Genomic DNA, 13,795 nt, shown 5'->3' on the forward strand with positions numbered 1-13,795 from the left:
ATGGGTTTAAAGAAATTTCTAGAAGATATTGAGCCGCATTTTGAACCGGGTGGTAAACACGAAAAATGGTATGCGCTTTACGAAGCTGCAGCGACTATTTTCTACACGCCAGGTTATGTAAATAAAGGCAAAACACACGTTCGCGATAACATCGACCTAAAACGTATGATGATTTTAGTGTGGATGGCGACGTTCCCTGCAATGTTCTTTGGTATGTTCAACATCGGTCATCAGGCCGCTGGTGCTTTAGCGCAAGGTTTTGAACTAGCAAACACATGGCAAGTTGGTCTGTTCCAATTATTCGGTGGTGAATTAACTGCTGACTCTGGTTGGGGCGCGAAAATGTTTTACGGTGCCTGCTTCTTCCTACCAATATACGCAGTAACATTTGCTGTGGGTGGTTTCTGGGAAGTACTATTTGCTTCAGTGCGTAAGCACGAAGTAAATGAAGGTTTCTTCGTAACATCTGTATTATTCGCACTAATCCTGCCTGCGACGATTCCTTTATGGCAAGTTGCACTAGGTATTACGTTTGGTGTTGTAATCGCTAAAGAAATCTTTGGTGGTACAGGTCGTAACTTCCTTAACCCTGCTCTTGCCGGTCGTGCGTTCTTATTCTTCGCATACCCAGCGCAAATTTCAGGTGACACAGTATGGACAGCAGTAGATTCATTCTCTGGTGCAACTATGCTTGGCCAAGCTGTTGTTGGTTCACTTGATTACAGCAACATGGAGCTATGGTGGAATGCGTTCTACGGTTTCATTCAAGGTTCTATGGGTGAGACGTCAACACTAGCACTATTAATCGGTGGTTTATTCCTAATTTACGTGCGTATCGCTTCATGGCGTATCGTACTAGGTGTATTCCTAGGTATGGTTGCAACGGCATTCTTACTGAATACAATTGGTTCAGAAACCAACGCTGTATTTGCTATGCCTTGGCACTGGCACTTAGTTCTTGGTGGTTTTGCATTTGGTATGTTCTTCATGGCAACAGACCCAGTATCTGCATCATTCACAGACAAAGGTAAGTTCGCTTACGGTGCGTTAATCGGCTTTATGGTTGTAATGATCCGTGTTGTTAACCCGGCATTCCCAGAAGGTATGATGCTAGCAATCTTATTTGCTAACTTATTTGCACCATTATTCGATCACTTTGTAGTGCAAGCTAATATCAAGCGGAGGTTGGCACGTAATGTCTAGTAATAACGAATCAATCGGCAAAACGCTAACCGTTGTTGTTGCACTATGTTTAGTGTGTGCAATCATCGTATCGTTTGCTTCAGTTCAGCTTCGTCCTTTACAGCAAGCTAACAAAACACAAGATATTCAACGCAATATCTTAGCGGCTGCAGGCATTGAAGTATCAGGTACTGTGTCAGATACCTTTAACTCAAAAATTGAAGCACGTGTTGTAGACATGAACACAGGTGAGTTTGTTGAAGGTGCTGATCCTAACTCATTTGACTTCGAGAAAACAAAATTCGACCAGGCTCGTAGCTTTGCGTTGAAAGCAGAAGGAATTAAAGACATCGCTGGTATTCAGCGAATGACAAAAAACTCACCTGTATATATTTCGAAGAAACCTGATGGTTCTACAGACGCAATCATTCTACCAATCCAAGGTTATGGCCTTTGGGGTGTAATGTACGGCTTCTTAGCGCTTGAAAGCGATGGTGAAACAGTTAAAAACATCAACTTCTTCAAGCACAACGAAACGCCAGGTCTAGGTGGTGAAATCCAAAATCCACAATGGACTGCTAAATGGCAAGGTAAAGAGTTACCAATCAATATCATGAAGAGCGGTGCGAAGAACGAACATCAAATCGATGGTCTTTCTGGTGCAACATTAACTTCAAACGGTGTTGATCACACAGTTGACTTCTGGACTGGCGAGCATGGCTTTGGTCCATTCCTTGCGAAAGTACGTGAAGGAGCGTTGAAATAATGGCTGATACTAAAGAAATGAAGTCGGTCCTATTTGGCCCGGTATTCGCAAATAACCCGATCGCATTACAAGTACTAGGTATTTGTTCTGCGCTAGCGGTAACATCAAGCTTAAAAAATGCACTAATCATGTCAATCGCATTGACACTAGTAACTGCGTTTTCTAGCTTGTTTATTTCGTCAATTCGTAACCACATCCCATCATCTGTACGTATCATCGTGCAAATGACGATCATCGCATCACTTGTAATCGTTGTTGACCAAGTACTGCAAGCATTCTCTTATGCAACTGCTAAAGAGCTTTCAGTATTCGTTGGTCTAATCATTACAAACTGTATCGTAATGGGTCGTGCTGAAGCATACGCAATGAAGTCACCACCGTTAATGTCTTTCTTAGATGGTATCGGTAACGGTTTAGGCTACTCAGTAGTACTACTAACTGTTGGTTTCATCCGTGAGTTATTCGGTAAAGGTTCACTATTCGGTGTTGATATTATTCCATTAGTTCAAAATGGTGGCTGGTATCAACCAATGGGTCTATTGATTTTACCACCGAGTGCATTCTTCATTATTGGTTTATTCATCTGGGTACTTCGTACCTTCAAGAAAGACCAAGTAGAAGCAAAAGCGTAAGGGGCGAGCAGTGGAACATTATATTAGTTTATTTGTAAAAGCGGTTTTCATTGAAAACTTAGCTTTAGCCTTCTTCCTAGGTATGTGTACTTTCCTTGCTGTATCAAAGAAAGTAACAACGTCAATCGGCCTAGGTGTGGCAGTTATCGTGGTACTAGGTATCTCAGTACCTGTAAATAACTTGGTTTATCACGCTGTTCTTGCACCTGGTGCATTAGAGTGGCTTGGCTACCCAGAAGCAGACCTTAGCTTCTTACGTTTCTTGACTTTCATCGGTGTTATTGCAGCACTTGTACAAATTCTTGAAATGGCATTAGATAAGTTCTTCCCTGCACTTTACAACGCGTTAGGTATCTTCTTACCACTGATCACAGTTAACTGTGCGATCTTCGGTGCGGTATCTTTCATGGTTGAGCGTAACTATAACTTCGGCGAGTCTGTTGTTTATGGTATCGGTTCAGGTGTGGGCTGGGCACTAGCAATTACTTTACTTGCTGGTATCCGTGAAAAAATGAAGTACTCAGACGTTCCTGATGGCTTACGTGGTTTAGGTATTACTTTCATCACTGTTGGTCTTATGGGTCTTGGCTTTATGTCATTCTCTGGTATTTCACTTTAATAGGTAGCGAGGATAAATCATGAATGAGATTTTCTTAGGCGTTGGTGTTTTCATCGCTATCGTTGTTATTTTAGTTTTAGTTATCATTGGTGCTAAATCTAAATTAGTAGCAAGCGGCGATATCATCATCGGAATTAATGGCGACCCAGAAAAAGCTATTAAAACATCTGCAGGTAGCAAGCTATTAGGCGCGCTAGCTGATTCAGGTATCTTCGTTTCATCTGCATGTGGTGGCGGTGGCTCTTGTGGTCAGTGTCGTGTTCACATCAAAGAAGGTGGCGGCGATATCTTACCAACAGAACTTGATCACATCTCTAAAGGTGAAGCTCGTGAAGGCTGCCGTTTAGCGTGTCAGGTAAATGTTAAGAACGACATGGAAATTGAACTTGAAGAGTCAATTTTCGGTGTTAAGAAGTGGGACTGTACTGTTATCTCTAACGATAACAAGGCAACGTTCATCAAGGAACTTAAGTTACAAATTCCTGATGGCGAGTCAGTGCCTTTCCGTGCCGGTGGTTATATTCAAATTGAAGCACCAGCTCACCACGTTAAGTACGCTGATTTCGATATTCCAGAAGAGTATCGTGGCGACTGGAACCACTTCGGTTTCTTCGATCTGGAGTCTAAAGTAGACGACGAAACAATTCGTGCATACTCAATGGCTAACTACCCAGAAGAAGAAGGCATCATCATGCTTAACGTGCGTATCGCTACGCCGCCGCCAAGAGACCTAAGCCTTCCATGTGGTAAAATGTCTTCGTACATTTGGTCATTAAAAGAAGGTGATAAAGTGACTATTTCTGGTCCATTCGGTGAGTTCTTCGCAAAAGACACTGATGCAGAAATGGTATTCGTAGGTGGTGGTGCAGGTATGGCACCAATGCGTTCACATATCTTTGACCAACTTAAGCGTTTAAAATCTAAGCGTAAGATGAGTTTCTGGTATGGTGCACGTTCTAAGCGTGAAATGTTCTACGTAGAAGATTTTGATGGCTTAGCTGCAGAAAACGATAACTTCGTATGGCACACAGCACTGTCTGATCCACAACCAGAAGATAACTGGGAAGGTTACACAGGCTTCATCCATAACGTACTTTATGAAAACTACTTGAAAGATCATGAAGCGCCTGAGGATTGTGAGTTCTACATGTGTGGTCCTCCAATGATGAACGCGGCTGTTATCAACATGCTAAAAGATCTTGGTGTAGAAGACGAAAACATCTTATTAGATGACTTCGGTGGCTAACACCATACACAAAACAATAAGTTTTGGTTAGAATACAGGCCTCGTAGCACTCAGTGTTACGAGGCTTTTTTATTTCTATACCGAACTCCGTGGTATCTACAAGGTGAATGCTATGAATAGAGTGTTTTATCGCCAAGGCTTGATGGCCTTTTTTCTATTAACTATGACTTTACTCATGGCTGGCTGCAGCCAAGCTGATAAGGCTGAAGAGCTTTATTTTGAAGGTAAGACAATGGGCACCACTTATCATATTAAGGTGTTTGCAGAGTCTTCAAAGATTGCAGGTGTTGATTTACATCCTGAGATTAAGCAAGTGCTTAAAGATGTAAATCAATCTATGTCAACTTACATTCCCGATTCAGAAATTAACCAGTTCAACCAGTTACCAGCAGGGCAGGTAATGTCAATAAGCGCTGATTTTAGAAACGTGGTAGCTGAATCAATTCGCCTTGGCGAATCAACAAAAACGTTAGATGTGACTATGGGGCCACTTATTGACTTGTGGGGCTTTGGTCCAGATAAAAAGCCGACTAAACGCCCAAGCGATGAAGCTTTGGCTGCAATGGTTGCCAAAATTGGTGTTGATAAGCTTGAACTTACAGATGCTGGCCTGATGAAAACAATTGATGGTTTAGAGCTGTCGTTTTCTGCTACAGCAAAAGGCTATGGTATTGATAAAGTCGCAGAAGTGATTGAAAGCCATGGTTTCACTAATTATATGGTTGAGATTGGTGGTGAGCTTCGTGTGTCGGGTATTAAGCCAAACAACATCACTTGGAAAATAGCTATTGAGCAGCCTGATGCTGAACCTGGCGTGCGTAAAGTACATAAAGTAATTGAGCCGGGTACTAATGGTATTGCGACATCAGGTGATTACCGAATTTTTTACGAAATGGATGGTGTAACCTATAGCCACTTAATTGACCCTGTAACAGGCATGCCGAGCCGTCATGATTTGGTATCAGTGACTGTTTTACACCCATCAGCGATGACTGCAGATGGCTTAGCGACGGCAATCACAGTGATGGGCATGGAAAAGGCGCAGAAATACGCCGAAGAGCACGATTTGCCGGTGTACTTAATTGGTAAGTCAGACAATGGCTTAGTAACTTATTCAAGCCCTGCATTTAAACCATATTTGTAGCAGGGCAAGAAGCAGTGCATACCCAAGCCATCTCAAGATGCAGAATTCAGCGTTTCACAGGTGTTTAATATCAAGGCGTTACTTTGCAACAATGGCAGTCCCTTTTAAGAAGTAATAACGATGAGACTAAGCGCCTGTGAAGCGCCCAAAGGGTTGGTTTAAAAGCGATTTATACTGCGTTATTGATTTTAACAATAAAACTCGCACCTTGAGGTGGTTTGGGTATATAATACGTGCAGCCTAATTAGTTGGGCTTGATTTAATTGCTGACGATAGGGGCAAAGCAATGTCACTTTTTCTTCTTACATTTGGTCTACTCATTTTAATTGTGGCAGCGATGGCTGTCGGCATGATTGTGCAAAAGAAATCTATGGCCAGTAGTTGTGGTGGCCTAGGCGCCGTTGGTATCGACAAAGCCTGCGACTGCGACGACCCATGTGACAAGCGTAAAAAGCGCATGGCAAAAGAACAAGCTTGGAAAGAGAATCAAATTCTTTAACCACAGAAAAAGCGCCCAAAGGCGCTTTTTTAATACTTAAATTTTACAAGGACAGTCACTGTATTTTTATATAGACAGTCACTTTTATCTGTTAACTTACTCTTGCAGCAAAGAAGATTTTGTCTAAACTTTAGTTACAGCTAATGCATTTCAAATTATCAGTTCAAGGAGTGAACGATGGCTTTAGCAAGGAAGCGGCAAATCTGTTTGTCGAACACTAAGTATTATCACTGCGTATCCCGTTGCGTTAGACGCGCTTACCTTTGTGGAGAAGACGCACTCACTGGTAAATCATATGAACACCGCAGAGGATGGGTTGAAGAGCGCCTGCTTTTTCTTGCAAAGGTATTTTGTATTGATGTGTGTGCTTACGCAGTGATGAGCAATCATACGCATCTTGTTCTTTATGTTGATGATAAAAAAGCAAATAGGTTATCGGATAAAGCCATTCTTTTACGCTGGTTTAAGCTAAGTAAAATGACGCCTTTAGGTCAAAAGTTCCTTCATGGTCAGCCTTTAAGTGACGGCCAACAAGTCTTCTTAAAGAAAGAGGTTGCAGAATACAGAGCGCGTCTTTCGAGCATTAGTTGGTTTATGCGAATGCTTAATGAATATATAGCTAGACGTGCAAATAAAGAAGACGAGTGTACAGGTCACTTTTGGGAAGGGCGATTTAAGAGCCAAGCATTGCTTGATGAGTCAGCACTTTTAGCATGTATGACCTATGTTGATTTAAACCCTGTTCGTGCTAAAGCTGAGAGCACGCCGGAGCAATCGGACTATACCAGCTTTAAAAAGCGATGCCAGAGCGCGAAGGAGTCAAAGCAACCTAAATTACTAGCTCGTTTTATTGGTGGCATGAGTAAGTATAAATCAAAGGGTATACCTTTTGAGTTAAAGTCATACTTGTTACTGGTAGAGAAAACTGGGCGTTGTATCAGCGCGGATAAGCCTGGATATATAGAGCATCATTTACCTCCTATTCTTGAAAGGCTGAATTTCGAACCGGAAAAATGGTTAACACTAACAACTCAATTTGAAAATTTATTTCGTGGAGCTGCAGGTCGAGTGGGTGCTATTGAAAGTTATTGCAGTAAAACTGCTCGTAAGCGACGAAGTAACCTAACAAGTTGTAAGTTATTACTTTCTAGTTAACCTTAAATTTCTCTCGACTTTTATTTTTTGCAAACTCTTGCAGCTAACTTGTGCTTTTAATTCTCATAAAGCTAAATCTTTTATCTTGGTTTTTATTATTAGATTAAGCTAATAGGCTAGCTCGACTACACAACTATTATTTTAGGTTACAAATTTAAGGTATTTGGAGATTTAACAGGCATTTTTAAGAGTGCCTGTCCTTTTAAATCGTGTTTAATCTAAATTAATTAGCTCAGCCCCTAAAACTGCGTACTTATTTTTGCCATTTGCCTGTAAGAAAAAGGCGGCAGGTGCATTAAGTGAAGGTATTGATGTAAATACACTTTTGCATGCGTAAACTGGCCAATTTGTGGCGTTTTCTAGCATATTAATATCGCTAGAAAAGCAACTATACCCTTGTATTAAAAGCTCTTTATATTTATTTTCGGTAAGCGTTAACGGCTCATTTAATACAAAGCTGTTACCTACCTTAAAGTTCAGGCTGCTTGCATCTAAACTGGTGTAACCTTGGCGGATACTGCTTATATCACCCAATTCTTTAATTATGGGTGACTGTCCTTTGTTGTTTATAGCAATATCTATCTGGTAATCACCAAGTTCACTCTTTACTGTTACATCGTCTATTAGTAAGTCTACCCAATTGTCTTTAGCATTAAATGGAATAGCGTGGTACTGGGCCATTTTAGCGCTTTTCCATTTCTGTGAAGTTATTGAATCAATAGCCTTTTTATATAAAACACGGTTAACTTTACGTGCTATTTGGCGATTTGGGTCGTTTGGGTAAGCGCCTGATTCAATTAATATAGTTCGGATACCTTTTTCGGAAAAAGTATCTCCAAAACTGCGATACGAGTAACTGTCGTTGTACTTGCCTAAGTGCCCTGGGATCATTGATTCAACCGTTTTGGCTAAGTGGGCAATAAACTGCATAGCCTCACCACGACTTTTATTTACTTCTCTTGCTTCATTATAGGCGGGTGCTAGCACTGAAATAGTGGCTTGTTTTCCCATTTTACCTGCACCGTAATATGCATTCTGATCATGTAAATTAAAACCAAAGTCAGGTTTGAATTCATCTGCTGCAGCCATGAGTATTTGCCCTTCTTTTGTGCGAAGGGCTTTAGCATCACGATTTAAATCAATACCTTGTGCATTATGACGGGTCTGAGCTGCGGCGCCGTCTGGGTTCACCATAGGGATAATGAGAAGAGTTATTTTTTGTTGCCAGCTTTCTAGCCATTGTGCGTTTTCATATGTGGTTATAAAGCTTAAAAAATCCATTAATGCGGCAGTAGCCGTGTTTTCATCGCCGTGCATTTGGCTCCACATCATCACTTTGATTGGGCCGGTACCAATTTTGATAGAATTAAGTGCCTGTCCTTGGAATGAGGTGCCGATTTGTTTTAATGTGACGCTGGGGTGTTTTGCTGCGCTTTTTAAGTGGGGTTCTATATCGGCGTAGTAAATCGCAGGTTTATCTAAGCCAGCTACAGCGGTGTCTTCAATCGTATTTGCAAGTGTACTGGTACTTAGTGCTAAAAAGGCTGTGGCGAGTGCATATTGGCGCATAACTATCTCTTTTATTCTTTATTTTAGTGTTGTTAAGAATATTATATTTTTAGTGGGTTGGCTAATCCTTGTTCAGTATTAAAGCTTTGATTGCTACTGACTAAGTATGCTTTAAAACGCTATTTTTATGTTATTTTCTTTTTCTTCATTGCTTTTCGCTATATAAAATACAGTATTACTTTTAAATACTTAGCTGTAATAAGCTTGGTTTTTTACAGTTTGTTAGCAAGTAGCTAAACAATACTTAACCATGTGCTGTTAAATTCTACTTGTACCGTCTGTTGACTTTGTTATACTCCACATCGAAATTTCAGTAATTACTGAAACTTTATTGATGAAGATCATGTTACCGCATTAAAAAATAGGGTAAGCCATTTACCTAAAATGCAGTAAAAGCGATAAAAGGCGTGAGTTTTGCGAGCAATTAATCAGTCACAAGGTGTCAAACAGTCTAGCTTAGCTAGATTGCAATTGGCTGCGCGTGCGTTTTTTGCTGGTAAAGAGTTAATGTCAGTTTTAGCCTTGTTGCTGATTAATTCAGCGATGCTAATCAACGGTACATTAGAAGATGCTCAAGGGCTAAGAAGCTTATTAAGCGAAGGTGCTTTATACGAAACACCGTTGCTTAACGTGTTGAGTTTTTTAGCTTACCCAGTGGTGTCTTGCCAATTACTGATTGGTTTATGCTGGTTGGTCTTCCATTTCTTCCCTGCGCGTCGTGCAGGTGTCATTTTACGTAAAGCGGCCTTCGCTGCGCGTGAAACGATAAAGTCTTTAGTAGTACACAGCGCTCATGGCTGTCGTGCTCCTCCTCGTGTAAGTGGTTGTCTGTAAATAAGCTTTGTTGCTTAAGTTCAGCCATTTTAGTCATTTTCTAAGTTGTCTTTACTAAGCACCTAGTGGGTTTTTTACGCCCAAATTTCAGTCAGCCAACCTAAAATCCCTCACTTTTTAGCGTGCCTATTTGTCGTGCCCGTTATTCAGCCGAGGGATATCTGTAGCATCTGTTGCAGAAAAGCGTCGTGTTCTTATTTCGACAAGTGTTAACTTTTAGGTTGTAGGATATTCCTTTGTCAATTCGAAACCTTTGTAATATTGCTCTAGCGTCTTTAGTGCTGGCTTTGTCTGGCTGTAAAGGCGGGGTACTCGATCCAAAAGGTCAAATTGGTGTCGACGAGAAGTATTTAATTATCGTAGCTACGGTGTTAATGCTGATTGTTGTAATTCCAGTTATTGCCATGACAATTTATTTTGCATGGAAATACCGTGATGGACGAGATCAAGAAATTTACGCTCCAAAGTGGGCGCACTCTAATAAGATTGAAGCTGTAGTTTGGACCATTCCTATCATCATCGTTGCGATTTTAGGTGTGATCACGTGGCAGTCAACGCAACAACTTGACCCATATAAACCACTTGAGGGTAAAGGTAAGCACCTTACTGTTGAGGTTGTTTCTTTGAACTGGAAATGGCTATTCATTTATCCAGAGCAAGGCATCGCCACAGTGAATGAGCTTGTTTTTCCTGCCAATGTGCCAGTGCAGTACAAGATCACCTCAGAAAGCACCATGAACTCGTTTTTCATTCCACAGCTTGGTAGCCAAATTTACTCAATGGCCGGTATGGAAACAAAGCTTCACTTAATCGCTGATGAGCCGGGTACTTTTAAAGGCTTTTCTGCTAACTACAGTGGTGCAGGTTTCACTGGTATGAAGTTCGATGCCATTGCAACAGCCACAGAAGCTGATTTCGATGCTTGGGTAAACAAAGTAAAAAATACCGGTTCTGCATTGACTAAGCAAAGCTATGTTGAACTTGCAAAACCAAGTGAATACGACCCAGTTAAATACTATGCCAGCGTAGATAAAGATATGTTCCATTCAATCGTAATGAAATATATGCAAGCGCATGGCTCTCACGGTGCAATGCAACACGCTATGCCAGAGCACTCAGCTCATAAGAAGCACAGCGAGGACGAGGAATAATCATGTCGTTGTTAGGTAAATTAACATTAGACGCAATCCCGTTTCATGAACCAATTATCATGGTTACCATGACGGTTGTTGCTGTCTTAGGTCTGTTAGTGGCAGGCTTAGTAACAAAATATAAAAAGTGGGGCGTGATTTGGCACGACTGGATCACCTCAATTGACCATAAGCGTTTAGGTGTCATGTACATCATTCTTGCGCTTATCATGCTTTTCCGTGGTTTCGCGGATGCCATTATGATGCGACTGCAATTAGCAATGGCTACCGGCGGTGCAAGTGGTTACTTACCACCAGAGCACTATGACCAAATATTTACGGCACACGGGGTGATTATGATCATCTTTATGGCGATGCCGTTTATGATTGGTTTAATGAACATCATTTTACCGCTGCAAATTGGTGCCCGTGATGTTGCATTCCCATTCTTAAATAACCTTAGCTTTTGGTTAACTGCTGGCGGTGCAATCCTAATCAATATCTCATTATTCTTTGGAGAGTTTGCGAAAACGGGTTGGGTGGCATATCCACCGTTGTCAGAGTTGTCATTCAGTCCAGGTGTCGGGGTCGATTATTATATATGGGCCTTGCAAATATCCGGCTTGGGTACCTTATTAACATCGGTAAACTTCTTAGCGACTGTATTTAAAATGCGTGCACCAGGCATGACATTAATGAAAATGCCTATTTTTACTTGGGCATGTACGTGGGCGAATATCTTAATTGCAGCATCGTTCCCAATTTTAACGGCTGTACTGGCAATGCTAACGCTTGACCGTTATCTCGATTTCCACTTCTTCACAAATGAACTAGGTGGTAACGCGATGATGTACATCAACTTATTCTGGGCATGGGGTCACCCTGAGGTTTACATTCTGATCTTACCTGCGTTTGGTATTTTCTCAGAAGTTATCTCTACGTTTGCTGGTAAACGCCTGTTTGGTTACAAGTCGATGGTTTACGCAAGTGGTGCAATTTCGATTTTAGGTTTCATCGTTTGGCTTCACCACTTCTTTACGATGGGCTCAAGCGCTAACGTTAATGCCTTCTTTGGTGTTATGACCATGGTTATTGCGGTACCGACCGGGGTTAAGTTGTTTAACTGGTTATTCACTATGTATCGTGGTCGTTTACGTATTACTGTGCCTGTCCTTTGGACTTTAGGCTTTATGGTGACGTTCACTATCGGTGGTATGACGGGTGTTCTACTTGCTATTCCTGGTGCTGACTACGTATTACATAACAGCTTATTCTTAATCGCTCACTTCCATAACACCATTATTGGTGGTGCGGTATTTGGTTATTTAGCTGGTTTTGCGTTTTGGTTCCCTAAAGCAATGGGCTTCAAACTTGACGAGAGCTGGGGCAGACGATCTTTCTGGTGCTGGTTAATTGGTTTCTTCGTGGCATTTATGCCGTTATACGTACTTGGTTTCTTAGGTATGACACGTCGCTTAAACCACACGAACAACCCTGATTGGAACATTTGGTTATACATTGCAGCTGGCGGTGCGGTGATCATTATGTTCGGTATCTTGTTCCAAGTTGTGCAACTTGTAGTGAGCTTCAAAAACCGCGAGCAACTTGATGATACAACGGGCGATCCGTGGAATGGTCATACTCTTGAGTGGGCATCGGCTTCACCTCCGCAGTACTACAACTTTGCGAAAATCCCTCATGTTGATGACATCGATGCGTGGACAGACATGAAAGAAAAAGGCTTAGCTTACAAGCAAGAAGACTCTTATAGCCCAATTCATATGCCAAAAAATACATCGGCAGGTGTATTAATGAGCGCGGCTTTAACAACCTTCTGTTTTGCCATGATCTGGCACATTTGGTGGCTTGCAGCCTTTGGTTTACTGGGTGCTATCGTGGTGTTCATCAAGCGTTGTTACACCAGCGATATTGATTACTACGTGCAACCAGATGAAATTGTTGAACTAGAAACGGCTCACAATACAGCCGCTACGAAGGAGGTGAATGCATGAGTACCATTTCTGCAGGGCTCGACACCTTAAACGGCGCACACGGTCATGTCGATGCACATGACCATGAGCACCACGATACAGGTGGTAACACCGTATTTGGTTTCTGGCTTTACCTTATGACTGACTGCCTGTTGTTTGCATCATTCTTTGCAACCTACGCAGTATTGTTTATGAACACTGCTGGCGGTGTGTCGGGTAAAGACATTTTTGAACTTGATTTTGTAGCGGTTGAAACCGCAGCTCTACTACTTAGTAGTATCACTTTTGGTTTTGCGATGATTTCTGCTCACGGGCAGAAAAAAGCGGCTACGTTAACTTGGTTGCTAGTTACCTTTGCCTTTGGTGCAGTGTTTATTGGTATGGAAGTGTACGAATTTCATCACCTAATTGCGCATGGTAATGGCCCTCAGCAAAGTGCCTTTTTAACATCGTTCTTCTCTCTAGTGGGCTTACATGGTCTTCACGTAACAGCTGGTCTTATTTGGATGACTGTCCTGATGATTGAAGTTGTGCGCCGTGGTTTAAACCCACAAACAGTGACACGCCTAAGTTGTTTAAGCCTATTCTGGCACTTCTTAGATGTGGTGTGGATCTGTGTATTTACCGTTGTTTATTTAATGGGAGCAATGTAATGAGCCACAGTGAATCACATGTAATTAATAACTTAGAAGTTCATGCGCATAATGAACAATCACATGGCAGCGTTAAAGATTATTTAATTGGTTTTCTACTATCTGTTGTTTTAACGGCTATTCCATTTTGGGCTGTGATGAGTGGTTCGTTTTCGAAAACGACCACTGCATGGTGCATCGTGAGCATGGCGATTGTGCAAATTTGGGTGCATTTGAAATATTTCTTACACCTAAACTTCAAAACTGAAGACGGCAAGGCAAGTTCATTGTCGTTTATCTTTAGTGCTTTAATCATTGTAATGGTGGTTGGTTTGTCGGTGTGGATCATCTACGAATCGAACGCCATGATGATGTACTAATAACAATTACTTGGTA

Annotated in this window: 14 protein-coding genes; 13 read left to right on the forward strand and 1 reads right to left on the reverse strand. The window is 41.5% G+C overall.

Going from position 1 to position 13,795, the window contains the following annotated elements:
- The 8 genes from AN213_RS05550 to AN213_RS05585 all read left to right on the forward strand — a co-directional run bounded on the left by AN213_RS05550 (position 1) and on the right by AN213_RS05585 (position 7,243).
- Positions 1 to 1,203: an NADH:ubiquinone reductase (Na(+)-transporting) subunit B gene (locus AN213_RS05550; RefSeq protein WP_054554279.1), complete on the forward strand. Its 1,203-nt coding sequence runs from the start codon at positions 1 to 3 to the stop codon at positions 1,201 to 1,203.
- On the forward strand, positions 1,196 to 1,948 hold the full coding sequence (locus tag AN213_RS05555) for a Na(+)-translocating NADH-quinone reductase subunit C (protein ID WP_054562304.1): 753 nt from the start codon (positions 1,196 to 1,198) through the stop codon (positions 1,946 to 1,948). The genes AN213_RS05550 and AN213_RS05555 overlap by 8 nt, the downstream gene beginning before the upstream one ends.
- Positions 1,948 to 2,580, forward strand: a complete 633-nt coding sequence (locus AN213_RS05560) for an NADH:ubiquinone reductase (Na(+)-transporting) subunit D (RefSeq protein WP_054554281.1) — start codon at positions 1,948 to 1,950, stop codon at positions 2,578 to 2,580. The genes AN213_RS05555 and AN213_RS05560 overlap by 1 nt, the downstream gene beginning before the upstream one ends.
- 10 nt (positions 2,581 to 2,590) lie before the next feature.
- The gene (nqrE, locus tag AN213_RS05565) at positions 2,591 to 3,199 is read left to right on the forward strand and encodes an NADH:ubiquinone reductase (Na(+)-transporting) subunit E (protein ID WP_016708692.1); all 609 of its coding nucleotides are present in this window, start codon (positions 2,591 to 2,593) and stop codon (positions 3,197 to 3,199) included.
- Positions 3,200 to 3,218: 19 nt separating this feature from the next.
- Positions 3,219 to 4,445: an NADH:ubiquinone reductase (Na(+)-transporting) subunit F gene (gene nqrF / locus AN213_RS05570; RefSeq protein WP_054562303.1), complete on the forward strand. Its 1,227-nt coding sequence runs from the start codon at positions 3,219 to 3,221 to the stop codon at positions 4,443 to 4,445.
- 112 nt (positions 4,446 to 4,557) lie between these two features.
- Positions 4,558 to 5,589, forward strand: a complete 1,032-nt coding sequence (locus AN213_RS05575) for an FAD:protein FMN transferase (RefSeq protein WP_055197874.1) — start codon at positions 4,558 to 4,560, stop codon at positions 5,587 to 5,589.
- Between the two features lie 286 nt (positions 5,590 to 5,875).
- Positions 5,876 to 6,088: a (Na+)-NQR maturation NqrM gene (gene nqrM / locus AN213_RS05580; RefSeq protein WP_036966498.1), complete on the forward strand. Its 213-nt coding sequence runs from the start codon at positions 5,876 to 5,878 to the stop codon at positions 6,086 to 6,088.
- Positions 6,089 to 6,265: 177 nt separating this feature from the next.
- Positions 6,266 to 7,243, forward strand: a complete 978-nt coding sequence (locus AN213_RS05585; protein WP_055197875.1) for a transposase — start codon at positions 6,266 to 6,268, stop codon at positions 7,241 to 7,243.
- 213 nt (positions 7,244 to 7,456) lie between these two features.
- On the opposite strand, the gene AN213_RS05590 is transcribed toward AN213_RS05585, so the two are convergent.
- Positions 7,457 to 8,812 (reverse strand): M14 metallopeptidase family protein, encoded by a 1,356-nt coding sequence (locus AN213_RS05590; RefSeq protein WP_055197877.1) that lies wholly within the window; start codon positions 8,810 to 8,812, stop codon positions 7,457 to 7,459.
- Positions 8,813 to 9,226: 414 nt separating this feature from the next.
- On the opposite strand from AN213_RS05590, the gene AN213_RS05595 reads away from it, so the two are divergent.
- The 5 genes from AN213_RS05595 to cyoD all read left to right on the forward strand — a co-directional run bounded on the left by AN213_RS05595 (position 9,227) and on the right by cyoD (position 13,779).
- Positions 9,227 to 9,646: a hypothetical protein gene (locus tag AN213_RS05595; protein WP_055197879.1), complete on the forward strand. Its 420-nt coding sequence runs from the start codon at positions 9,227 to 9,229 to the stop codon at positions 9,644 to 9,646.
- A 236-nt stretch (positions 9,647 to 9,882) separates the two neighbouring features.
- Positions 9,883 to 10,797 carry a ubiquinol oxidase subunit II gene (cyoA, locus tag AN213_RS05600; protein WP_054562298.1) on the forward strand — a complete coding sequence of 305 codons (915 nt, stop codon included), beginning with the start codon at positions 9,883 to 9,885 and terminating at the stop codon, positions 10,795 to 10,797.
- A gap of 2 nt (positions 10,798 to 10,799) precedes the next feature.
- Positions 10,800 to 12,788 (forward strand): cytochrome o ubiquinol oxidase subunit I, encoded by a 1,989-nt coding sequence (gene cyoB / locus AN213_RS05605; protein WP_055020653.1) that lies wholly within the window; start codon positions 10,800 to 10,802, stop codon positions 12,786 to 12,788.
- Entirely contained in the window at positions 12,785 to 13,420 is a 636-nt protein-coding gene (gene cyoC / locus AN213_RS05610) for a cytochrome o ubiquinol oxidase subunit III (RefSeq protein WP_054562296.1), read from the forward strand. Before cyoB ends, cyoC begins: the two co-directional genes overlap by 4 nt.
- Entirely contained in the window at positions 13,420 to 13,779 is a 360-nt protein-coding gene (gene cyoD, locus AN213_RS05615; protein ID WP_054562295.1) for a cytochrome o ubiquinol oxidase subunit IV, read from the forward strand. The genes cyoC and cyoD overlap by 1 nt, the downstream gene beginning before the upstream one ends.
- Positions 13,780 to 13,795 lie beyond the last annotated feature (16 nt).

Source organism: Pseudoalteromonas sp. P1-8 (genome assembly GCF_001399985.1).
Lineage (GTDB): Bacteria > Pseudomonadota > Gammaproteobacteria > Enterobacterales > Alteromonadaceae > Pseudoalteromonas.